We start from the raw sequence: 21,873 nt of genomic DNA, 5'->3' as shown, positions 1-21,873 counted from the left end.
GCCGCCGTCTCGATCAGATGTGATAGATGTCGATGACCTGACGGACGTAATCGTTCTTCAGCACGACTTTCTTGGCCTTGATCAACGGCTGTTCGCCGCGCAGGTCGAGGGTGTAGAAGCTGGTGCCGAAGTAACTGTCGGTGACCTGATAACGAAAGCTCAGGGTGTGCCAGTTGAAGCGCACCTGACATTGGCCTTCGCCCTGCTCGACGATCTCGATGTTGCTGAGGTTGTGCGAGGTGCGGGTGTCGGGAATCGTTGCGCTGGAGCGCTCGGTCTTGATCCGGAATACCCGGTCTTCGAGGCCGCCACGGTTGCCGTACCAGATCAGCGAGATTTCGCTTTGCGGGTCTTCGGTCAGGGTGTCGTGGTCGTCCCAGGCCGGCATCCAGAAACTGGCGTCGGCGGCGTAGAGTTCCAGCCACTGGTCCCACTGGCCGTCGTCCAGATAGCGCGCCTCGCGGTAGAGGAAATCGCGCACGGTGTCGTAGAGATTGCTCATCACACAGCCTCCACGGAAATCAGATCCGGCTCGGTCGAAGCAGCCTTGAGCATGGTTTCCTGCCAGTACTTGTGTTGCAGCACGAACAGGCCTTCGTCCTCGGTGCGCATGCCGGACAGCAAGGGCTTGAGGTCGATTTCCTCGGCCGCCGCGTCCGCGCCTTCGACCCAATGCGTCGCACCACGGGACATATCGTTCCAGCCGCGCCCGGCGCCGTAGCCGGTCTGACACGAGCGGAACTCTTCGAGGTCATCCGGGGTGGCCATGCCGCTGACGTTGAAGAAGTCTTCGTACTGGCGAATACGTTTGGCCCGGGCCTCCGCGCTTTCGCCTTTGGGGGCGATGCAGTAGATGGTGATCTCGGTCTTGTCGACGGAGATCGGTCGGGCGATGCGGATCTGCGAGCTGAACTGATCCATCAGGTACACGTTGGGGTACAGGCACAGGTTGCGCGAGTTCTCGATCATCCAGTCGGCACGGGCCTGGCCGAAGTCCTGCGCCAGCTCATCACGGCGCTCGTAGGCCGGACGGTCTTCGGGGTTGGCCCAGCGGGTCCAGAGCAGCAGATGGCCGTGGTCGAACGAGTAGAAACCACCGCCCTTTTTCGCCCAGCTGCCGGCGCTCATGGTCTTGATTTCTTCTCCGGCGTCGCGCTGCTGACGCTGGTTCTGAGTAGCGGCGTAGTTCCAGTGCACGGAGCTGACGTGATAGCCATCGGCACCATTTTCGGCGGTGAGTTTCCAGTTGCCTTCGTAGATATAGGAACTGGAACCGCGCAGCACTTCCAGGCCCTCGGGGGACTGATCGACGATCATGTCGATGATCTTGGCCGACTCGCCCAGATGCTTGGCAAGCGACTTCACATTGGCATTCAGGCTGCCGAACAGAAAGCCGCGATAGGATTCGAAACGCGCGACTTTGGTCAGGTCGTGAGAGCCTTCGCAGTTGAAGCCTTCGGGATAGCCGGCTTCGCTTGGGTCCTTGACCTTGAGCAGTTTGCCGCTGTTGTTGAACGTCCAGCCGTGGAACGGGCAGGTATAGCTGGAACGGTTGCCGGACTTGTGCCGGCACAACATAGCGCCGCGATGGCTGCACGCATTGAGAAAGGCATTCAGCTCACCGGCCTTGTTGCGGGCGATGAACACGGGTTGGCGACCCATGGTGGTGGTCAGAAAATCGTTGGCGTTGGGGATCTGGCTTTCGTGGGCGAGGTAGATCCAGTTGCCTTCGAAGATGTGCGCCATCTCCAGTTCAAACAGCCGCGGATCGGTGAACATTTCCCGTTTGCAGCGGTAGGCACCCTTCTCGGGGTCCTCTTCAAGCATGGCATTGAGGTAGTCGATTCCCAGGGACATGGCCGGGGCCTCCATTGTTATTGTTCAGGCCAGGCCAGATTAGGGAGGCAACGCGGGCGGCAATATCCGAATCCTGCAGAGGGCTATCCGTTTTGTGCAGGACGGCGCGGCAGGTGCTTCAGATTGTTTCGGGGCGGGGATTCAGTGACGGCGTTTGAAGGTCACGGACGGCAATTCGCCGAACTGTTGGCGATAGCTTTCGGAGAACCGGCCGAGGTGCAGGAAGCCGTAGTCCAGCGCCAGTTCGGTGAGGTTGCGCACCGGACAGCTCGGGTCGCTTAGGCAGGCATGAATGCGTGCCAGCTTGCGCTGGCGGATGTATTGCATCGGGGTCACGCCGAGCTGGCGTTCGAACAGCGCGTACAGGGAACGCGGGCTCATGTTCGCCTGGGCCGCCAGGTGTTCGGCGGGCAGATCCCGCTTCAGGTTGCGTTCGATGTAGTCGAGGATCCGCTCGAAACTGACGCTCGGCGAACTCAGGCATTCACGGCTGACGTTGGTGTTCATCAGCGAAATCAGTTTGCTGCCGACGATCTGCGCGTAATGCTCCTGCACCCGCAGCAACGGGTCGCTGGCCTCGGCTTCCTGGCAGATCATGCCCAACAGGTGGGTAAACCCTTCCAGCTCGTCGAGCCGGTAATGATTGCGCAAGAACCGGATGCCGCCGGCAGGATGCAGCCAGCGCTGCTCGTCGCACACCGACTCCAGCACGCTGACCGGCACCTTGAGGATGAATTTCTCGCAATCGTCGGAATAAGTCAGGTCGACCGGATCGTCCGGGTTGATCAACAGCAATTCGCCCGGCACCAGATGATGCTCGCGCTTGTGACCGCGCCACAGGCAGTTGCCTTGCAGCAGGACTTGCAGGTGATACACGGTTTCCAGCGCCAGCGACGTCACGCGAACGCTGCCGCCATAGCTGATGCGGCACAGATCGAGGTCGGCGAGTTTGCGGTGGTTGAGGCTGGCTTGCGGGTGGGTGGTTTTGGACAGGCCGATGAAATGCTGGCCGACGTGCTGGTTCACATAGTCGGAGACGGCATACGGGTCAGCGTGGCGAAACACGCTGCTGCGGTCGCTCAGCAGGCGGCTGTCCATGGGCAAGGCACTCGATCTTGTCGTTATGGTGATGGTCACGGTTTGCGCCATCACCGGTCACAGTACGCCGGCGTGCCGGATCGGGCAATTGGACGAAGGTTTGGCTGTCCGGTGATCGAACGATTTCAATCACCGCGCTCTCGTCGGATCAAAGCAGACTCCACGACACCCCGACATACATCGCCATGCCCTCGCCCGGCGTGGAGCGTGCGGCGTCCAGTCCTTTATCGTCATAGCCCGGCGTAACGGTTGCGGCGTAGTGCTTGTCGGTCAGGTTGCGCATGTCCAGCCAGGTCTGCCAGTCGCCTTTGGGTGCGTTGTAGCCCAGCGTCGCGCCGAAGGTGGCGTAAGGATCGGCGTAGTAACTGTTGGCGTAATCCACTGCGGTTTTCGAGACCAGTTGCGTGTTGACCGCCGCGAAGAAGCCCTGCGGGAAGTCGTAGCGCAGTTCGCCCTGGTAGTAATGCATCGGCAGGCCCGGCAGGCGGTTGTCGCCGAAGCGATCGTCGTCGCGGTAGTGGAAGTCGCTGAAGGTGTAGGCCTGGCGCAGGCTCAACTTGCCGCCATCGTTCGATGTCCACAGATTGCTGTTGAGGCTGGCTTCAATACCTTGGTGCACGGTCGGGCTGGCGTTGAGTTCGTAAGGCGTGGTGGCGTTGGCGTCCGGCAACACCGAAAGCAATTCGTGGCGCACCTGGGCGTAGTACCACGCCAGGCTCCATTCGCCGAGCGTGCTGTCGCCACGGCCGCCAAGTTCCAGGGTGGTCGCGGTCTGGTTCTGCAGTTTGACCGGATCGCGCTGGGTGCCGGTGGCGGCGCCGCTGCCGGCCGGGAACCGTACGTTGGAGCTGTAGATCAGCGACCACGGATGCGGCGCTTCGACCGAACGGCTGAGGTTGCCGAACAGTTGCAGATCCGGCGTCACCTGATAGCGCAGGCCCAGACGGGGCGCGTAGTCCCAGTCACCGAGGCTGGTCTTGCCGCCACCTTCGGGATAGGTCACGGCGCTTTCGCGGCGGGTGTAGATCGCGGCGAGGCCGGTGGTCAGCCACAGGTCGTCGGCGATTTCCAGATCGTTGCCCACGTGCAGGACAGAATCCGAACCCTGATAAGTGAAGTTGCGCATAGGCGTGCCCGGCGCATAGCGGGCGGTGTTGCCGGCAGGAATTCGCACCCGTTCGCTGGCCCCGTCGTTGGGCAGGTGTTTGGTCACCCGCAGGCCCACGGTGCTGTTGCTCTCCATGCCCCAGAGCGTGTCGCGGCGCTTGTAGTCGAACGTGCCGCTGACATCGGTGTACGCGACCTTCAAGCGGTTCGGGCCTTCGCGCAGGTCCATCGGGTAATCGTGATAAACCAGACCGGTCTGGATACTCGAATCGTCATCGATGTAGTACGTGGTCTTGTTGCCGATGAAGGTGCTGCCGGGCTGATCGCGGCTGTCGTTGCGCGTCACGTAGGCCGGGTTGGCCGCGCGTGGATCATGTTCGATGGAATGTTTGGTCACCCGGCCGGCGAGGTCGTTGTCGGTCTCGCGGTGACGGATGTAGAAGCGGGTTTCCAGATTCGGATTGAAGCGATAACCGAAGTTGGCGATCACGCCCTGGCTCTTGCTCGCGGTGTGATCCTGATAACCGTCGGAATGCGCGTCGGTCATCGACAGGTAGTAATCGAAATCGCCCAGCACCTGACCGGAGCTGACTTGTCGCTGGGCATAACCGTGGCTGCCCATGACGTAGCGCACATTCAGTAGCGGCGCGTTATAGCCGGTGTGGCTGACGTAATCGACGGCGCCGCCGAGCGCCAGCGCACCTCGATCAAAACCGTTGGCGCCGCGCAGCACTTCTATATGGTCGAGCCACAGCGGCTCCAGCAATTCGTAAGGCGTGCCGCCGGGACCGGTCAGCGGCAGACCGTCGAGCATCGTGTACAGCCCTGAAGCGTGAGCACCGGGAGCGCGGTTGATGCCCGAACCACGGATCGAAATCTTCGTCCCTTCGTTGCCCGCCGACTGGGCATAGACACCGGGCTGATACGCCAGCACGTCCTGATTGCTCGCGACCCGGCCCTGCAATGGCTGGCGCATATCGACCACGTTGCTGCCACCCGGAACCTGGGCCAGACGAGCCTTCGCCTCTTCCACCGACGCGTCTTCACCGCTCTGATCCTCGGCCCCGATCAGCACTTGCCCCAGCTCCAGTCCCTGGGATTGCGCCTTGACCGGACAGACAAGGGCCAGCCCCAGCAAGGCAGCGGGCAGGGTTTTGAGCGAAGGCATCGAGAGAACTCCAGACAGGCGGGAACGGACAGTGACAACTGCGACGTATGAAAGAACGAAGGAAACACATGGCGATTTGGTTTTTTGTCAGGTGCTCAGGCCGCTGAACTGCCCGTTGGAGCTTCGTGAAACCCGCCCCCCGTCAATTCCTGCATTTGGCCAACACCACCTGACAGGTGTCCGGCGTTCCCCCGGAACGTCCGGCGTAACGTATGCAGTTGGCCATGGATTTTTGCCGGGCCATGTTCAGGCTGGAGCCCCAGGCCAGACCACCCTCCCCGACCGTCGGCAACGCCTTGGCGTAACAGCTGTCGCCAACACCTGATGGCGGATAGTGCGTTCTGTTCGAGCATCCCGAAGCCAGCATCACGCTGAAGGCGATCAAGAGCCACGACGAGCAGTGAAGCGCGAATGTTCTGCTCATCCCGTTTCCCCCTCGAAAGACGACCGCGATCCGTTGAGTCTAGTCGCTGCGCGCGTATTCACTGGGTGGTCGCCTGTCGATACTGACGCGGTGTGAACCCGGTCGAAGCCTTGAATTGTCGAGTGAAAGCGCTGTGATCGGTGTAACCGCATTGCAGCGCCACCTCGGTGATCGGCAGGTCGGTGTGCAACAACCGATGGGCCTGTTCCAGCCGCACTTTCTGGATCATCTGCCGAGGCGTCAGGTGGAACACCCGTTTGCAGTAACGCTCCAGTTGCGCCACCGAAATACCGGCGATCCGGGTCAGTTCGCCCAAAGTGACACGCCGATTGAAATGCGCGCGGATGTGTTCGTCGACCGCCGCCAGGCGCTGAAACGCCGGGTGGGTTTCGCTGGCCGATTGCAGATCCACCGAAATCCCCGCCAGACCGATGATCTCGCCGTCACGGTTGTACAGCGGACGCTTGTGCGTCAGGCACCAGCCCGGTTCGCGACTGCCGTACAGGTGCAGCTCCAGCTGATCCTCCAGCACGAATCCCTCCTCCAGCACCCGCCGATCCTGCTCGGTGTAACCCGGCCCCAATTGCGCCGGAAATACCTGCGCACTGGTTTTGCCGAGCAAGGGTTTCAGGTCTTTCAGGCCGCAGCGCTGCACCAGTGTGCGGTTGGCCAGGACGTAACGCGCCTGCACATCCTTGATGAAGATCGCCGCGTTGGGGATCACGTCGAGCATCGGCAACAGCGGTGCCACCCCCGCCAGCAGTGCCTCGAGGGTGTGCGGACGATTGTGCTCATCGCCCTGGCACAGGATCGCAAATGCGTTCTGCATGGTGACGGTTTTCCCCGGTGAGTGGATCGGGCAGAGGCGTTCGCGTGCAGATTGCAGCAACGTTTCAGGCGTGTCGAGCGCCGCGGGCTTTCTTCGCAACTGTGCCGATTTCGTCATCCGCAGTTGCGCAAAACATCAATCGCCCGACGCCTGATGAGTTCACTGTTTAGGCGTTCCAGTGACTTCACACCTGCCTATCCAATAACTCACAAGAAGGCGATGCCATGTCAGGCCAAGGCAAGTTCAAAAAACAACTTTCATTGATCGACCTCACCTTTATCGGGCTGGGGGCGATCTTCGGTTCCGGCTGGTTGTTCGCGGCCAGTCACGTGTCGGCGATTGCCGGGCCGGCGGGGATTTTTTCCTGGTTGCTGGGCGGGTTTGCCGTGTTGCTGCTGGGCATCGTCTACTGCGAACTGGGCGCTGCGCTGCCCCGGGCCGGCGGTGTGGTGCGTTACCCGGTTTACAGCCACGGGCCGTTGCTCGGTTACCTGATGGGTTTTATTACGCTGATCGCGTTTTCCAGTCTGGTGGCGATCGAGGTGGTTGCTTCGCGCCAATATGCGGCGGCGTGGTTTCCCGGCCTGACCAAGGCCGGCAGCGGTGATCCGACCCTGCTCGGCTGGCTGGTGCAGTTCGGCCTGCTCTGCGTGTTCTTCCTGCTCAACTACCGCAGCGTAAAAACCTTTGCCAAGGCCAACAATCTGGTCAGCGTGTTCAAGTTCATCGTGCCGCTGCTGGTGATCGGCGTGCTGTTCACCTTCTTCAAACCGGAGAATTTTCAGGTTCAAGGTTTCGCCCCTTTCGGGCTCTCGGGCATCGAGATGGCCGTCTCCGCTGGCGGCGTGATCTTCGCCTACCTCGGCCTGACCCCGATCATCTCGGTGGCCAGCGAAGTGAAGAATCCCCAGCGCACCATTCCGATTGCGCTGATCCTGTCGGTGCTGCTCTCCACCGCGATCTACGTGTTGCTGCAAACCGCCTTTCTCGGCGGCATCCCGACCGAGCTGCTCGCCAATGGCTGGGCCGGGGTTTCTAAGGAATTCGCCCTGCCGTACCGCGACATCGCCCTGGCGCTGGGCGTGGGCTGGCTGGCGTATCTGGTGGTCGCCGACGCAGTGATCTCCCCCAGCGGCTGCGGCAACATTTACATGAACGCCACGCCTCGGGTGATCTACGGCTGGGCGCAGACCGGCACGTTCTTCAAGGTGTTCACCCACATCGACGCGAAGTCCGGCATCCCGCGTCCGGCGCTGTGGCTGACCTTCGCCCTGTCGGTGTTCTGGACCCTGCCGTTCCCGTCCTGGGAAGCGCTGATCAACGTGGTGTCCGCCGCGCTGGTGCTCAGCTACGCCGTGGCGCCGGTGTCCGTGGCTGCGCTGCGTCGCAATGCGCCTGATATGCCGCGCCCGTTCCGGGTCAAGAGCATGGGCGTGCTGGGGCCGGTGTCGTTCATCATCGCTGCGCTGATCGTTTACTGGTCGGGCTGGAACACTGTGTCCTGGCTGCTTGGCCTGCAAATTCTGATGTTCGTCGTCTACCTGCTCTGCGGCCGCTTCGTACCGACCGCTCACCTCAGCCTGTCCCGACAAGTGCGCTCGTCCGCTTGGCTGATCGCCTTCTACGCCGTGACCATCGTCCTGTCGAAACTCGGCACCTTCGGCGGCCTGGGCATCCTCACCCATCCGTTCGACACCCTGGTCGTCGCGGCCTGTGCGATGGGCATCTATTACTGGGGCGCCGCCACCGGCGTACCGGCACACCTGCTGCGTCTGGAGTCCGAAGAGGATGAGAGCGAAGTCGCTTCGACGTCCTCAGCCTCCGCCGCCAACCCGCGTACTGCCGGCGCTTACTGAAATCACTCAACGGGACCTGCCCATGAAACGAGTACATGTCATTGATTCCCACACCGGCGGCGAACCCACGCGCCTGGTGATGAAGGGTTTTCCCGAGCTGTCCGGCCGCACCATGGCCGAGAAGCGCGACGCCCTGCGCAACCAGCATGACCAGTGGCGCCGCGCCTGCCTGCTGGAACCGCGCGGCAACGATGTGCTGGTGGGCGCGCTGTATTGCGAGCCGGTGTCGCCGGACGCCACCTGCGGGGTGATCTTCTTCAACAACGCCGGTTACCTCGGCATGTGCGGCCACGGCACCATCGGCCTCGTTGCATCGCTGCAACATCTGGGGCTGATCGCGCCGGGCGTGCACAAGATCGACACCCCGGTCGGCCCGGTCAGCGCAACGTTGCATGAAGACGGCGCAGTGACGCTCGGCAACGTGCCCGCCTATCGCTCGCAAAAACAGGTGGCGGTGGAAGTGCCGGGATACGGGCGCTTCCTCGGTGATGTGGCCTACGGCGGCAACTGGTTTTTCCTGGTCTCCGAACACGGCCAGACGCTGACGATGGACAACGTCGAAACCCTCACCGACCTCACCTGGAAAATGCTCAAGGCCCTGGAAGACCAAGGCATCCATGGCGAGGACGGCGCGCTCATCGATCACATCGAACTGTTCGCCGATGACGCCGAGGCCGACAGCCGCAACTTCGTCATGTGCCCCGGCAAAGCCTACGACCGCTCTCCTTGCGGCACCGGCACCAGCGCCAAACTGGCGTGTCTGGCCGCCGACGAAAAACTCGCGCCGGGAGAGCGCTGGGTGCAAGCGAGCATCACCGGCAGCCAGTTCGAAGGCCGCTTTGAATGGGAAGGCGAGCGCATCCGCCCCTACATTACCGGCCGCGCCCACATGACTGCCGACAGCACATTGCTGATCGACGAGACCGATCCGTTTGCGTGGGGCATCTGAGCCGCTGCGCTGTTGTTTCAATCCCATCCGAATGACCGTTCCAAGGAGAACAATAATGAGCGACAACATCTTCACCGGCTGCATGCCCGCCCTGATGACCCCGTGCACCGCCGCGCGCAAACCGGACTTCGATGCCTTGGTGGCCAAGGGTCGCGAGCTGATCGACATCGGTATGAGCGCGGTCGTGTATTGCGGCTCCATGGGCGACTGGCCGCTGCTCACCGAAGCCGAGCGTCAGGAAGGCGTGGCGCGACTGGTGGCCGCCGGCATTCCGACCATCGTCGGCACCGGCGCGGTCAACACCCGTGAAGCGGTATCCCACGCCGCCCATGCGGCGAAAGTCGGCGCACAGGGTTTGATGGTGATTCCTCGAGTGCTGTCCCGCGGCGCTTCGGCGGCAGCGCAAAAAGCCCACTTCGCGGCGATTTTGCAAGCCGCACCGAACCTGCCGGCAGTGATCTACAACAGCCCTTACTACGGCTTTGCCACCCGCGCCGACCTGTTCTTCGAACTGCGCCGTGAATACCCGAACCTGATCGGCTTCAAGGAATTCGGCGGTGGCGCCGACCTGCGCTACGCCGCTGAAAACATCACTTCCAAGGACGATGACGTGACCCTGATGGTCGGTGTCGATACTCAGGTCGTGCACGGTTTCGTCAACTGCAACGCCACCGGCGCCATCACCGGCATCGGCAATGCCCTGCCCCGCGAAGTGCTGCAACTGGTGGCCCTGAGCAAGCAGGCGGCCAAGGGCGACGCCAAGGCCCGACGCCAGGCGCGCGAGCTGGAATCGGCGCTGGCGGTACTGTCGTCCTTCGACGAAGGCACGGATCTGGTGCTGTATTACAAACACCTGATGGTGCTCAACGGCGACAAGGAATACACCCTGCATTTCAATGAAACCGATGCGCTCAGCGATTCGCAGCGTCGTTACGCAGAAGCGCAGTACACGCTGTTCCGTCACTGGTACGAAAACTGGTCGACGGAACAGAACTTCGCCTGACCTGCCGCTGCGCTCAAGCCCGCCGCCAACCACGGCGGCGGGCCTTATTCGTGACCTGCTCTATTGATAAGGAATGCGCCATGACCCTGACGGGCCAACTGCTGATCGGTCAGCAAACCCTCACCGGCGACCGCGACGTCATCCACGGGATAAACCCCGCCACCAACTCGCCTTTGGAGCCGGCCTACGCCGGCGGCTCTGCCGAACATGTCGAGCAGGCCTGCGCACTGGCCTGGGCGGCGCTCGACCGTTATCGCGAGACAACGCTCGAGGCACGGGCCGAATTCATTGAATCCATCGCGAGCGAAATCGAAGCCCTGGGCGACGAACTGATCGACCGCGCCATGGCCGAAACCGGCCTGCCGCGACCGCGCCTGCTGGGCGAACGGGGCCGCACCTGCCAGCAACTGCGGCTGTTTGCCCGCACCGTGCGGGCCGGTGAATGGCTGGATGTGCGAGTCGACAACGCGCAACCGGAGCGCCAGCCGATGCCGCGTTCGGATCTGCGTCAGCGGCAGATTCCCTTGGGCCCGGTGGCGGTGTTTGGCGCGAGCAACTTTCCACTGGCGTTTTCCGTGGCCGGTGGCGATACCGCTTCGGCGCTGGCTGCTGGCTGCCCGGTGATCGTCAAGGCACACGGCGCCCATCCCGGCACCAGCGAACTGGTCGGCCGCGCCGTGGCACGGGCAGTCAAGGCCTGTGGTTTGCCGGAAGGTGTGTTCTCGTTGCTGTACGGCTCGGGCCGTGAAGTCGGGATTGCACTGGTCAGCGATCCACGGATCAAGGCGGTCGGCTTCACCGGTTCGCGCAGTGGCGGCCTCGCGCTGATCAAAGCGGCTCAAGCCCGGCCCGAGCCGATTCCGGTGTATGCGGAAATGAGTTCGATCAATCCGGTGTTGCTGTTTCCGGCAGCGCTGCAGAATCGCGCCGCAGCCTTGGCCCAGGGTTTTGTTGCATCGCTGACCTTGGGTGCCGGTCAGTTCTGCACCAATCCCGGTCTGGTCATCGCCCGCCAGGGGCCGGCGCTGGACGCCTTCATTGGCGCCACCGCCGAACTGATCCAGCGCAGCCCCGCGCAGACCATGCTGACGCCGGGGATCTTCAATGCCTACGAATCCAGTGTGAATGCCCTCGCGGAAAATGCCCGGGCGCGTATTGCCGCGGTCGGCCAGCGAGCCACCGATCCGAATCAGGGCCAGGCCCATGTGTTCGTCACCGATGCCGCCGACTTCCTCGCCGATCATTCGTTGCAGGCCGAAGCCTTCGGCGCCGCTTCGTTGATCGTGCAATGCGCCAGCGACGCTGAAATCCGTCAGCTACTCGAACAGCTGGAAGGTCAGCTGACCGCCACGCTGCACCTGGATGACGAGGATCTGGAGCAGGCCCGCGCATTGCTCCCGACCCTGGAGCGCAAGGCCGGACGGCTGCTGGTCAACGGCTGGCCGACCGGGGTCGAAGTCTGCGATGCGATGGTGCATGGCGGGCCATTCCCGGCGACCTCCGATTCGCGCACCACGTCGGTGGGTACAGCAGCGATCCTGCGTTTCCTGCGCCCGGTCTGTTATCAGGACTTCCCCGACAGCTTGCTGCCGACCGCGCTCAAGCACGCCAATCCACTGTCGCTGCGCCGTTTGCTCGATGGCCAAAGGGAAGCCGCGAAAGATGCAGAATAACCCGCACGACATCGCCGTGGTCGGCGCCGGCATCATCGGCGTCGCCAGCGCTTTGCGCCTGGCCCGTCAGGGCTTGCGGGTGGTGGTGATCGACCCGCAGGATCCCGGCCACGGCGCCTCGTTCGGCAACGCCGGGCACCTGGCGACCGAGCAAGTGTTTCCGATTGCCGACAGCTCGATCCTCAAACGCCTGCCGGCCATGCTAATGGATCCGATGGGCCCGCTGCGCCTCGACTGGAAATACCTGCCCCGCGCGCTGCCCTGGTTTGCGCGGCTGCTGCTGAACCTGCGCTCGGCGCCGTTCCAGCGCACCGTTGCGGGGTTGCGCGCGCTCAATGAAAGCTCGCTCGACGCCTGGCAGCGCTTGCTCAATGACATTCAGCGTCCCGAGCTGTTGAAGATGGAAGGTTCGCTGCTGGTGTTCGAACGCCCCGACTCACGTCCGACCCTCGAAGCATTGCAGCGCCGCATGCAACAGCAACAGGTGCCGGTCGATTGGTGGCAGGCCGGTGCGGTACGCGAGATCGCGCCGCAACTCAGCGAACAGATTCAGGGCGGGCTGTTTTTTCCGAACACCGGGCATTTCATCGATCCTTACCGCGTCGTTCATGAGTTGGTCGAGGCGGCGAAAACCCTCGGCGTGCAGTTTGTGAAACAGGCGGTTCAGGGCGGGCAACTGCACGAGCATGGCGTCAACTTGATGACCGGAAGCGGCGCGCTGTCCGCTCGCCAGGTGCTGATCGCCTGCGGCGCCCACTCGGCCAGACTCACCGCCGCACTGACCGGCAAAAAAGTCCCGCTGGACACCGAGCGCGGCTATCACCTGATGCTGCCTCACGAACACAACCGGCTGCCCTTCCCCGTCACCTCGCTGGAACGCAAATTCATCATGACTCCGATGTCCGACGGGCTGCGCCTGGCCGGCACCGTTGAATTTGCCGGCCTCGAAGCCCCGCCGACCATGGCCCGCGCCTGGCAGTTGCATCGGTTGAGCAAGGGCTTGTTTCGTGAGGAATTGAGTGTCGAGGCGGCCACACCGTGGATGGGGTTCCGGCCGTCGCTGCCGGATTCGTTGCCGGTGATCGATCGTGTGTGTGACGGCAAGGTATTGCTTGCGTTTGGGCATCAGCATCTGGGGCTGACGCAGGCGGCGGTGACGGCGGAAATGGTTGGGAGAATGGTTTTGCCGTCGGCGCAGAACACGGCTCCTATTCTTGCGTCGAGCGAGCCCTATCGGCTGAATCGCTTTTGAGTGGCCGTCTATCGGGCGCCCTGCTGATATTCACGGGGCGTACAACCGAACTCTCGGCGAAACACCGTATGCAGGTACTGCGCGGACTTGAAACCGCACGTGCGGGCAACGTCCGCAATTGCCGTGTCGGTCTTTTCCAGTCCGCGAGTGGCCGCCGCCAGTTTGAAACGCAGAATCTCGTCATGCACGCTGCAACCGCGCACCGCGCGAAAGTGCGACTCCAGCGAGGAACGCGACACGCCGACATACGCCGCCACTTGCGCGGTCTTGATGCCCTGGCAGGCATATTGACGGATAAACAGCAGCGCCTGCATCACGTAGGGGTTACCCAAAGGTTGATGCAGGCTCGACACCTGCACGTTGATCGCTTCAGGCGGGATCAGGAAATGTGCGCCCGTTGACGGCTTGCCGTGCAGCATCTGGTGCAGCAGTTGCGCGGCGGTGCGGCCCATGGTTTCGGTGCCCTGGATCACCGAACTCAGTGGAACCCGGGTCAGGCTGCGGGTGAGCGGGTCGTTGTCGATGCCGATCAACGCCACCTGCTCCGGAACGGCGATGCCGGCGGTCAGGCAGGCTTGCAACAACTGCCGGGCGCGAGCGTCACTGACCGCGATGATGCCAATGGGTTTGGGCAGGCTTTGCAGCCAGGCGATCAGCTGTTCGACGGCGCTGTCCCACAGCGGCGCGCTGGTGCCCATGCCGCGATAGACCTCGGCGTGCAAGCCGTCCCGCTGCATCAATCGTAGAAAAGCCTTTTCGCGCTCCTGGGCCCATCGATTGGCCTGCGCCTCAGGCAGGCTGAAGCAAGCGAATCGCTGCAGCCCGGCCTCGATCAGGTGTTCATAAGCCAGCGTGATCAACGCGTTATTGTCGGTCGCGACGTACGGAATCCCTTTGGGATAGGCCCGCTCATCCTGATAAGAACCGCCCACCGCCACCACGGGCAACTTGATGTCGGCCAGCGCCTCGCCAATCAGCGGATCGTCGAAGTCGGCAATGATCCCGTCACCCTGCCAGCGCTCGATGCCTTTCAAGCGGCAGAGAAAGTCCTCTTCCAGGAACAGATCCCAGGACGCGCGCGTGCTGCTCAGGTAGTTGCCGATGCCGCTGATGATGCCGCGGTCATAGATCTTGCTCCCGTTGAACAACAGGGCGATGCGGTGAACAGGCGGTACGGTTTTCATTGTTTTTATGCTTGTGCCGGGCCTCTTGCCGTTGAGGCGGTCTGCACAGACTAGGCGCGCCGAAGGTGAATCTCAATACGCAAAATCGCACTCGGTGTTGGTGATTTTCGTAATCGGCAGGCACAGGGCCGTTGCTAGTATCGGGACACGCCCCCCCACAACAACAACAACCAAGAACAACAACCAAGAACAACAGGACATTGCCAATGCCGTACTTCCCCGATGTCGACCGGATTCGCTACGAAGGTCCTGCCATCGATTCTCCCCTGGCCTTCCGTCACTACGACGCCGACAAGATCATCCTCGGCAAGCCCATGCGCGAACACCTGCGCATGGCTGCCTGTTATTGGCACACCTTCGTCTGGCCGGGCTCCGATGTGTTCGGTGCAGGGACGTTCAAGCGCCCGTGGCAACATGCCGGTGACCCGATGGAAATGGCCATTGGCAAGGCGCAGGCCGCGTTCGAGTTTTTCTCCAAGCTGGGTATCGATTACTACTGCTTTCATGACACGGATGTCGCCCCCGAAGGCAATTCGCTGAAGGAGTACCGCAACCACTTCGCACAGATGATCGATCACCTGGAACGCCATCAGGAAGAAAGCGGGATCAAGCTGCTGTGGGGCACCGCCAACTGCTTCAGCAATCCGCGCTTTGCCGCCGGCGCCGCCAGCAACCCGGATCCTGAAGTGTTCGCTTGCGCCGCTGCCCAGGTCTTCAGCGCCATGAACGCGACTCAACGCCTCAAGGGCTCCAACTATGTGTTGTGGGGCGGTCGCGAAGGCTATGAAACCCTGCTCAACACCGACTTGAAGCGCGAGCGCGAACAACTGGGTCGCTTCATGCGCATGGTGGTCGAGCACAAGTACAAGATCGGTTTCAAAGGCGACCTGCTGATCGAACCCAAACCGCAGGAGCCGACCAAACACCAATACGATTACGACAGCGCCACGGTGTTCGGTTTTCTCCAGCAGTTCGGTCTGGAAAAGGAAATCAAGGTCAACATCGAGGCCAACCACGCGACCCTGGCCGGCCACAGTTTTCATCACGAGGTGGCGACGGCCGTCTCGCTGGGGATTTTCGGCAGCATCGACGCCAACCGGGGCGACCCGCAAAACGGCTGGGACACCGATCAATTCCCCAACAGCGTCGAGGAAATGACCCTGGTCACCTATGAAATCCTCAAGGCCGGCGGGTTCGGCAACGGCGGGTTCAACTTCGACTCCAAGGTGCGCCGCCAGAGCCTCGACGAAGTCGATCTGTTTCACGGTCACGTCGGCGCCATGGACGTCCTCGCCCAGTCGCTCGAGCGAGCCGCCGCCATGGTCCAGAACGATCAGCTTCAGCGGCTCAAGGACCAACGCTATGCCGGCTGGCAGCAGCCATTCGGCCAGTCGGTGCTGGCGGGTGAGTTCAATCTCCAGTCACTGGCCGAGCACGCCTTCGCCAACGAACTGAACCCGCAGGCCGTCAGCGGTAGGCAGGAAATGCTTGAAAACGTCGTCAATCGTTTCATCTATCGCTGATCGCCCACGAGGACTTCGGGCGCTGTGACATTTGCGCGACAAATCTGTAGTCCGTTGTGTCTGCTGATTCTCTACAGTTCCACCAGCCCGATATTCATCGTCAGGCCGTGTCTTTCAAACAAAAATAAAAGGACGCACCACCATGAAGAACGTAAAACGCACGCTGTTTGCCGGCGCCCTGGCGTTGCTTTCGCTGCCGGTTATGGCCGACGCTGCCCACCCGAAAATCGGCTTCTCCATCGATGACCTGCGGCTGGAACGCTGGTCCCGTGACCGGGATTACTTCGTCGCAGCGGCGGAAAAAATGGACGCCAAGGTCTTCGTGCAGTCGGCCGATGCCAACGAGCAAAAGCAGATTTCGCAAATCGAAAACCTCATTTCCCGTGGCGTCGATGTCATCGTCATCGTGCCGTTCAACGCCACCGTGCTGACCAATGCGGTGGCCGAAGCGAAGAAGGCCGGGATCAAGGTCGTGTCCTATGACCGCCTGATACTCAACGCCGATATCGACGCCTACATCTCCTTCGATAACGAAAAGGTCGGCGAAATGCAGGCCAGCGGTGTGCTGCACGCGGCGCCCAAGGGCAATTACTTCCTGCTGGGCGGTGCGCCCACCGACAACAACGCGAAAGTCCTGCGTGAAGGTCAGATGAAAGTGCTGCAACCGGCCATCGACAAGGGCGACATCAAAATCGTCGGCCAGCAATGGGTGAAGGAATGGAACCCTACCGAGGCGCTGAGCATTGTTGAAAACGCCCTGACCCGCAACGATAACAAAATCGACGGTATCGTCGCCTCCAACGACGCCACGGCCGGCGGTGCCATTCAGGCCCTGGCCGCTCAGCAACTGGCCGGCAAGGTGCCGATCTCCGGGCAGGACGCGGACCTGGCAGCGGTCAAGCGAGTGATCTCCGGTACTCAAACCATGACGGTTTACAAACCGCTGAAACTGATTGCCTCCGAAGCCGCCAAACTCTCGGTGCAACTGGCGCGCAACGAGAAACCCGCCTACAGCTCGCAGTACGACAACGGCAGCAAAAAAGTCGACACCATCCTGCTCACCCCGACTCCGTTGACCAAGGACAACATCGATCTGCTGGAACAGGACGGCTTCTACACCAAGGCGCAGATCGCCGGACAGTGACATTTGAGTAATGCCCCGCAGGCGTTCTGCGCCTGCGGGTTCAGTCCTGTATCTGCCGCTTGTGAGTCTCTGCCATGTCCGACTTTCTGTTGCAAATGAACGGCATCGTCAAAACCTTCGGCGGTGTCAAAGCGCTCAACGGCATCGACCTCAAGGTCAGGCCGGGTGAATGCGTCGGGCTGTGCGGCGAGAACGGTGCCGGCAAGTCCACGCTGATGAAAATCCTGTCGGCGGTCTATCCCCACGGCACCTGGGACGGTGAAATCCTGTGGGACGGTCAGCCGCTCAAGGCGCAATCGATCAGCGAAACGGAAGCCGCCGGCATCGTCATCATTCACCAGGAACTGACGCTGGTTCCCGACCTCTCGGTGGCCGAAAACATTTTCATGGGCCATGAGCTGACGCTGCCGGGTGGACGGATGAACTACCCGGCGATGATCCACCGCGCCGAAGCCCTGATGCGTGAACTGAAAGTGCCGGACATGAACGTGTCGCTGCCGGTTTCGCAGTACGGTGGCGGTTATCAGCAACTGGTGGAAATCGCCAAGGCCCTGAACAAGCAGGCACGGCTGCTGATCCTCGACGAGCCTTCTTCGGCCCTGACCCGTTCGGAAATCGAGGTATTGCTGGACATCATCCGCGACCTCAAGGCCAAGGGCGTCGCCTGCGTCTACATCTCCCACAAGCTCGATGAGGTGGCCGCTGTGTGTGACACCATTTCGGTGATCCGCGACGGTAAACACATCGCCACGACCGCCATGGAAGACATGGATATTCCCCAGATCATCACCCAGATGGTCGGCCGGGAAATGAGCAACCTCTACCCCACCGAACCACACGACATCGGCGAGGTGATTTTCGAGGCGCGCCACATCACCTGCTACGACGTCGACAACCCCAAACGCAAACGGGTCGACGACATTTCGTTCAGCCTCAGACGCGGGGAAATCCTCGGCATCGCCGGGTTGGTCGGCGCCGGTCGCACGGAGCTTGTGACCGCGCTGTTCGGTGCCTACCCCGGTCGCCACGAAGGCGAGGTCTGGCTGGACGGTCAACCCATAGACACCCGCACACCGCTCAAATCAATCCGCGCCGGCGTGTGCCTGGTGCCCGAAGACCGCAAGCGTCAGGGGATCATTCCCGATCTGGGGGTTGGCCAGAACATCACCCTGGCCGTGCTGGACAGTTTCTCGAAACTGACCCGCATCGACGCCGAAGCCGAACTGGGCAGCATTGATCGGGAAATTTCGCGCCTGCACCTCAAGACCGCGAGCCCGTTCCTGCCGATCACCAGCCTGTCCGGGGGCAATCAACAAAAAGCCGTGCTGGCGAAGATGCTGCTGACCCGGCCCAGGGTTCTGATCCTCGATGAGCCGACCCGAGGGGTGGATGTCGGCGCCAAATACGAGATCTACAAGTTGATGGGGATGCTGGCCGCCGAAGGCGTGTCGATCATCATGGTGTCTTCGGAGCTGGCCGAAGTGCTCGGTGTTTCCGACCGCGTACTGGTGATCGGCGAAGGCCGGTTGCAGGGCGATTTCATCAACCATGAACTCACTCAGGAACAGGTGCTCGCCGCGGCGCTCAGCCAGCCCGACAGCCATAACAATAAAGATCGGAAATCCGCGTAAATGAATCAGGTCAAACAACTCTTCACCCGCTACAAGATGCTCGCACTGGTGTTTGCCGTGGCGTTGATCTGGCTGTTCTTCAGCTGGCAGACCGAGGGCGGATTCCTGACACCCCGCAACCTCTCCAACCTGCTGCGCCAGATGTCGATTACCGGGATTCTCGCCTGCGGCATGGTACTGGTCATCATCAGCGGCGAGATCGATCTGTCGGTCGGCTCATTGCTGGGCCTGCTCGGCGGCGTGGCAGCCATTCTTGATGTTGTCTATCACATACCGCTGCTGGCGAACCTGAGCCTTGTGGTGGTGTGCGGGCTGCTGATCGGCCTCGCCAACGGCTACATGGCGGCGTACCTGCGCATTCCGTCGTTCATCGTCGGGCTGGGGGGCATGCTGGCTTTCCGGGGCATCTTGCTGGGGATCACCGGAGGCACGACCATTGCGCCGGTGTCGCCGGAACTCGTCTACATTGGCCAGGGTTATCTGCCACATACGATCGGCGCCGGTCTGGGTGTCCTGCTGTTCGCACTGACGCTGTTCCTGACCTGGAAACAACGGCGCAATCGCGCCCTTCACGGCCTCGCGGCACACTCATTAGTGCGTGACGTGGCACGCGTGTTGTTGATCGGCGCGGTGCTGGCCGGTTTCGTCCAGACCCTCAACAGCTACGACGGCATTCCCGTGCCGGTCCTGCTTTTGCTGATCCTGCTGGGCGGATTCAGCTACGTGACCAGCCAGACCGTGTTCGGCCGACGCGTCTATTCGGTGGGCAGCAACATGGAAGCGACGCGCCTGTCCGGTATCAATGTGCAGGCCGTGAAGCTGTGGATTTTCGGGATCATGGGGGTAATGTGCGCCCTCGCCGGCGTGGTCAACACCGCGCGCCTGGCCGCCGGCTCGCCCTCGGCCGGCAGCATGGGCGAACTCGACGCCATCGCCGCCTGCTTCATCGGTGGCACCTCGATGCGCGGCGGTTCCGGCACAGTCTACGGCGCCCTTCTCGGCGCGCTGGTCATCACCAGCCTGGACAACGGCATGTCCATGCTCGACGTCGACAGTTACTGGCAGATGATCGTCAAGGGCAGCATTCTGGTGTTGGCTGTCTGGGTGGATGTGAGTACGCGGACCGGTCGGCGGTGAGCGGGTTTTAACTACCCGAACGCCCCCCGCACAAAATCAATGAAGCTCCGCAGTTTGGGTGTCAGCCTCGGATCCGGCGCATACAACAGATTCATCGGCGAAACCGGCACCCTGTACTGCGGCAGCAGACTCACCAGTGTGCCGCTCCTCAGCGAATCCTTGACCAGTTCCAGCGGCAGCATCACCACCCCCAGCCCTGCCACTGCTCCGGACAGCAACGGGTCGCCCTGATTAATCGTCAATCGGCTTTTAATCGGCACGTCGATGCAGCCTTCCGGGCCTTCGAAGCGCAGATGTGAGCGGCCGTCCGAATAGGCGAACGCCAGGCATTCATGTTCCTGAAGATCCCAGGGCGTGGTGATGGGTGGGCGGCGTGCGAGGTAGGACGGTGCTGCGCACAGCACCATGTGATAGGGCATCAGCGGCAATGCCTTCAGCCCGCTGTCGGCGAGTTCGCCGATGCGAAACACTGCGTCATAACCGCCGTCCACCAGGTCGACCAGTTCGTTCGACAGCGTCAGATCCACCGACACTTGCGGATAACGAACCATGTACTCCAGCAGCTTCGGCGACAGCGTGCTGACACCGAACGTGACGGGTGCATTGATCCGCAACCGGCCGCTGGGCACGCCTCGAGTCACGGCGGCCATTTCTTCGGCGGCGTCCATGTCGGCCAGAATCAGTTTCGCCCGCTGATAGAACGTACGGCCGAAATCCGTGAGGCTTTGCTTACGGGTGGTGCGGTTGAGCAGCGAAACGCCCAAGTGTTGCTCGAGCATTTTCACCTGCTTGCCGACCATTTGCGGGGACTGGTTGAGTTCGTCCGCCACCGCGCTGAAGGAGCCCAGCTCCACCGCTTTGACGAAGGTGGCCATGAGTGTGAGGCGATCCATTGGAAACTCGTTGTTTCTAGTGTTGCGCCATCCTAGGCCTTTATCCGGAACAGGCCAAAGCCTAAATTGGCGTCCATGGCACCGGTTTACGCCGGTGCAATTTCATCGATAACCGAGGAAGTACAGATGGCACGCATTGTCAGGATTCATGAATACGGTGACGCGAGCGTCCTGAAACTGGAAAACGTCGACGTCCCGGCACCGGCGGCGGACGAAGTGCAGATCGAGGTCAAAGCCTTTGGCCTGAATCGCGCCGAAGTGATGTTCCGCAATCACGCTTATCTGCAGGAAGCCGAGTTTCCCAGCCGTCTCGGCTACGAAGCCGCCGGCGTGGTGGTCGCGGTCGGCGCCAACGCCAGCGAATTCAAAATCGGTGACGCCGTCAGCCTGATTCCGCCGCTGGACATCGCGCGCTGGGGCACTTACGGCGAGCTGGCCAATGTGCCCGCCCACCTCACGGTCAAGCACCCGCAGAACCTGTCATTTGAACAAGCGGCGGCGTCCTGGATGCAATACGTCACCGCGTGGGGTGCGCTGGTCGAACAGGCCAAACTGCAAAAGGACGACTTCGTGATCGTCACCGCCGCCTCCAGCAGCGTCGGCCTGGCAGCCTTTCAGATTGCCAAAATGGTCGGTGCCACTTCGATTGCCATCACTCGAACCCGCGCCAAGAAACAGGCCTTGCTCGACGCCGGCGCGGCGCACGTGATCGTCAGCGACGAGGAAGACATGGTTGCAGCAGTCATGGCCTTGACCGACGGCAAAGGCGCGCGAGTGGTGTTCGATCCGGTGGGCGGCCCGTCGTTCGAACCGCTGACCCAAAGCATGGCGCGCGGCGGCATCCTGCTGGAGTATGGCGCCCTGAGCCCGGAACCGACGCCGTTCCCGCTGTTTACCGTGCTGGGCAAATGCCTGACCTTCAAGGGTTACCTCTACACGGAGGTCGTCTCCGACCCGGCCACCCTGGCACGCGCCAAGACTTTCATCGGCGATGGGCTGGCGTCCGGCGCGCTGCAACCGATCATTGCCAGGACATTCGCCCTGGATGAAATTCAGGAGGCGCATCGCTTTCTTGAAGCCAATCAGCAGGTCGGGAAGATTGTCGTCACGGTTTGAGGTGACAAGTCCCCTGCTCTCCTGCTTGC

18 protein-coding genes are annotated in these 21,873 nt (G+C 61.8%); 10 read left to right on the top strand and 8 right to left on the bottom strand.

What is annotated here, in order from left to right:
* Nucleotides 1-13: 13 nt before the first annotated feature.
* The 6 genes from benB to AC1MDC_RS13845 form a co-directional block, all read right to left on the bottom strand.
* Nucleotides 14-502 carry a benzoate 1,2-dioxygenase small subunit gene (gene benB / locus AC1MDC_RS13870; protein WP_011333747.1) on the bottom strand — a complete coding sequence of 163 codons (489 nt, stop codon included), beginning with the start codon at nt 500-502 and terminating at the stop codon, nt 14-16.
* A complete protein-coding gene (benA, locus tag AC1MDC_RS13865; RefSeq protein WP_480393170.1) occupies nt 502-1,857 on the bottom strand; it encodes a benzoate 1,2-dioxygenase large subunit in 1,356 nt (451 codons plus the stop codon). Before benA ends, benB begins: the two co-directional genes overlap by 1 nt.
* A 141-nt stretch (nt 1,858-1,998) precedes the next feature.
* Nucleotides 1,999-2,955, bottom strand: a complete 957-nt coding sequence (locus tag AC1MDC_RS13860) for an AraC family transcriptional regulator (protein ID WP_480393169.1) — start codon at nt 2,953-2,955, stop codon at nt 1,999-2,001.
* 148 nt (nt 2,956-3,103) lie between these two features.
* Nucleotides 3,104-5,230 (bottom strand): TonB-dependent receptor family protein, encoded by a 2,127-nt coding sequence (locus AC1MDC_RS13855; RefSeq protein WP_480393168.1) that lies wholly within the window; start codon nt 5,228-5,230, stop codon nt 3,104-3,106.
* 142 nt (nt 5,231-5,372) lie between these two features.
* Nucleotides 5,373-5,654 carry a hypothetical protein gene (locus AC1MDC_RS13850; RefSeq protein ID WP_480393167.1) on the bottom strand — a complete coding sequence of 94 codons (282 nt, stop codon included), beginning with the start codon at nt 5,652-5,654 and terminating at the stop codon, nt 5,373-5,375.
* A gap of 58 nt (nt 5,655-5,712) precedes the next feature.
* Nucleotides 5,713-6,483 carry a PAS domain-containing protein gene (locus tag AC1MDC_RS13845; RefSeq protein ID WP_480393166.1) on the bottom strand — a complete coding sequence of 257 codons (771 nt, stop codon included), beginning with the start codon at nt 6,481-6,483 and terminating at the stop codon, nt 5,713-5,715.
* A 224-nt stretch (nt 6,484-6,707) separates the two neighbouring features.
* Between AC1MDC_RS13845 and AC1MDC_RS13840 the strand changes: the two genes are divergently transcribed.
* The 5 genes from AC1MDC_RS13840 (at nt 6,708) to AC1MDC_RS13820 (ending at nt 13,216) form a co-directional block, all read left to right on the top strand.
* Complete coding sequence (locus tag AC1MDC_RS13840) at nt 6,708-8,339, top strand: APC family permease (protein WP_480393165.1); 1,632 nt, start codon at nt 6,708-6,710, stop codon at nt 8,337-8,339.
* Between the two features lie 22 nt (nt 8,340-8,361).
* Entirely contained in the window at nt 8,362-9,288 is a 927-nt protein-coding gene (locus AC1MDC_RS13835) for a 4-hydroxyproline epimerase (protein WP_085700353.1), read from the top strand.
* Nucleotides 9,289-9,343: 55 nt separating this feature from the next.
* Nucleotides 9,344-10,291, top strand: a complete 948-nt coding sequence (locus AC1MDC_RS13830; protein WP_085703714.1) for a dihydrodipicolinate synthase family protein — start codon at nt 9,344-9,346, stop codon at nt 10,289-10,291.
* Nucleotides 10,292-10,371: 80 nt separating this feature from the next.
* The gene (locus AC1MDC_RS13825; RefSeq protein WP_480393164.1) at nt 10,372-11,964 is read left to right on the top strand and encodes an aldehyde dehydrogenase (NADP(+)); all 1,593 of its coding nucleotides are present in this window, start codon (nt 10,372-10,374) and stop codon (nt 11,962-11,964) included.
* Nucleotides 11,954-13,216 (top strand): NAD(P)/FAD-dependent oxidoreductase, encoded by a 1,263-nt coding sequence (locus AC1MDC_RS13820; RefSeq protein WP_480393163.1) that lies wholly within the window; start codon nt 11,954-11,956, stop codon nt 13,214-13,216. Before AC1MDC_RS13825 ends, AC1MDC_RS13820 begins: the two co-directional genes overlap by 11 nt.
* Nucleotides 13,217-13,224: 8 nt before the next feature.
* Here AC1MDC_RS13820 and AC1MDC_RS13815 read toward each other — a convergent pair whose 3' ends face one another.
* Complete coding sequence (locus tag AC1MDC_RS13815; RefSeq protein WP_480393162.1) at nt 13,225-14,400, bottom strand: XylR family transcriptional regulator; 1,176 nt, start codon at nt 14,398-14,400, stop codon at nt 13,225-13,227.
* A 206-nt stretch (nt 14,401-14,606) separates the two neighbouring features.
* On the opposite strand from AC1MDC_RS13815, the gene xylA reads away from it, so the two are divergent.
* The 4 genes from xylA to AC1MDC_RS13795 all read left to right on the top strand — a co-directional run bounded on the left by xylA (nt 14,607) and on the right by AC1MDC_RS13795 (nt 19,835).
* Nucleotides 14,607-15,923: a xylose isomerase gene (xylA, locus tag AC1MDC_RS13810; protein WP_480393161.1), complete on the top strand. Its 1,317-nt coding sequence runs from the start codon at nt 14,607-14,609 to the stop codon at nt 15,921-15,923.
* Nucleotides 15,924-16,065: 142 nt separating this feature from the next.
* A complete protein-coding gene (xylF, locus tag AC1MDC_RS13805) occupies nt 16,066-17,067 on the top strand; it encodes a D-xylose ABC transporter substrate-binding protein (RefSeq protein ID WP_085700359.1) in 1,002 nt (333 codons plus the stop codon).
* Between the two features lie 74 nt (nt 17,068-17,141).
* A complete protein-coding gene (xylG, locus tag AC1MDC_RS13800; protein WP_480393160.1) occupies nt 17,142-18,698 on the top strand; it encodes a D-xylose ABC transporter ATP-binding protein in 1,557 nt (518 codons plus the stop codon).
* Entirely contained in the window at nt 18,699-19,835 is a 1,137-nt protein-coding gene (locus AC1MDC_RS13795) for a sugar ABC transporter permease (protein WP_085700361.1), read from the top strand.
* Nucleotides 19,836-19,846: 11 nt separating this feature from the next.
* Here the strand turns inward: AC1MDC_RS13795 and AC1MDC_RS13790 are convergent, their stop codons facing one another.
* Nucleotides 19,847-20,728 (bottom strand): LysR family transcriptional regulator, encoded by an 882-nt coding sequence (locus AC1MDC_RS13790; RefSeq protein WP_085700362.1) that lies wholly within the window; start codon nt 20,726-20,728, stop codon nt 19,847-19,849.
* Nucleotides 20,729-20,854: 126 nt separating this feature from the next.
* On the opposite strand from AC1MDC_RS13790, the gene AC1MDC_RS13785 reads away from it, so the two are divergent.
* Nucleotides 20,855-21,844 carry a zinc-dependent alcohol dehydrogenase family protein gene (locus AC1MDC_RS13785; protein ID WP_480393159.1) on the top strand — a complete coding sequence of 330 codons (990 nt, stop codon included), beginning with the start codon at nt 20,855-20,857 and terminating at the stop codon, nt 21,842-21,844.
* Nucleotides 21,845-21,873 lie beyond the last annotated feature (29 nt).

The sequence above is a fragment of the Pseudomonas sp. 1 genome (assembly GCF_056626735.1).
This window is presented reverse-complemented; position numbering and strand designations above follow the sequence as displayed.

What these genes read in the sequence shown, in the direction of transcription:
- AC1MDC_RS13830 (WP_085703714.1), top strand. Translation starts at nt 9,344, where the DNA reads ATGAGCGACAACATCTTCACCGGCTGCATGCCCGCCCTGATGACCCCG.
- xylF (WP_085700359.1), top strand. Translation starts at nt 16,066, where the DNA reads ATGAAGAACGTAAAACGCACGCTGTTTGCCGGCGCCCTGGCGTTGCTT.
- AC1MDC_RS13820 (WP_480393163.1), top strand. Translation starts at nt 11,954, where the DNA reads ATGCAGAATAACCCGCACGACATCGCCGTGGTCGGCGCCGGCATCATC.
- benB (WP_011333747.1), bottom strand. Translation starts at nt 502, where the DNA reads ATGAGCAATCTCTACGACACCGTGCGCGATTTCCTCTACCGCGAGGCG.
- AC1MDC_RS13785 (WP_480393159.1), top strand. Translation starts at nt 20,855, where the DNA reads ATGGCACGCATTGTCAGGATTCATGAATACGGTGACGCGAGCGTCCTG.
- benA (WP_480393170.1), bottom strand. Translation starts at nt 1,857, where the DNA reads ATGTCCCTGGGAATCGACTACCTCAATGCCATGCTTGAAGAGGACCCC.
- AC1MDC_RS13860 (WP_480393169.1), bottom strand. Translation starts at nt 2,955, where the DNA reads ATGGACAGCCGCCTGCTGAGCGACCGCAGCAGCGTGTTTCGCCACGCT.
- xylG (WP_480393160.1), top strand. Translation starts at nt 17,142, where the DNA reads ATGTCCGACTTTCTGTTGCAAATGAACGGCATCGTCAAAACCTTCGGC.
- AC1MDC_RS13855 (WP_480393168.1), bottom strand. Translation starts at nt 5,230, where the DNA reads ATGCCTTCGCTCAAAACCCTGCCCGCTGCCTTGCTGGGGCTGGCCCTT.
- AC1MDC_RS13835 (WP_085700353.1), top strand. Translation starts at nt 8,362, where the DNA reads ATGAAACGAGTACATGTCATTGATTCCCACACCGGCGGCGAACCCACG.
- AC1MDC_RS13845 (WP_480393166.1), bottom strand. Translation starts at nt 6,483, where the DNA reads ATGCAGAACGCATTTGCGATCCTGTGCCAGGGCGATGAGCACAATCGT.
- xylA (WP_480393161.1), top strand. Translation starts at nt 14,607, where the DNA reads ATGCCGTACTTCCCCGATGTCGACCGGATTCGCTACGAAGGTCCTGCC.
- AC1MDC_RS13790 (WP_085700362.1), bottom strand. Translation starts at nt 20,728, where the DNA reads ATGGATCGCCTCACACTCATGGCCACCTTCGTCAAAGCGGTGGAGCTG.
- AC1MDC_RS13850 (WP_480393167.1), bottom strand. Translation starts at nt 5,654, where the DNA reads ATGAGCAGAACATTCGCGCTTCACTGCTCGTCGTGGCTCTTGATCGCC.
- AC1MDC_RS13795 (WP_085700361.1), top strand. Translation starts at nt 18,699, where the DNA reads ATGAATCAGGTCAAACAACTCTTCACCCGCTACAAGATGCTCGCACTG.
- AC1MDC_RS13825 (WP_480393164.1), top strand. Translation starts at nt 10,372, where the DNA reads ATGACCCTGACGGGCCAACTGCTGATCGGTCAGCAAACCCTCACCGGC.
- AC1MDC_RS13840 (WP_480393165.1), top strand. Translation starts at nt 6,708, where the DNA reads ATGTCAGGCCAAGGCAAGTTCAAAAAACAACTTTCATTGATCGACCTC.
- AC1MDC_RS13815 (WP_480393162.1), bottom strand. Translation starts at nt 14,400, where the DNA reads ATGAAAACCGTACCGCCTGTTCACCGCATCGCCCTGTTGTTCAACGGG.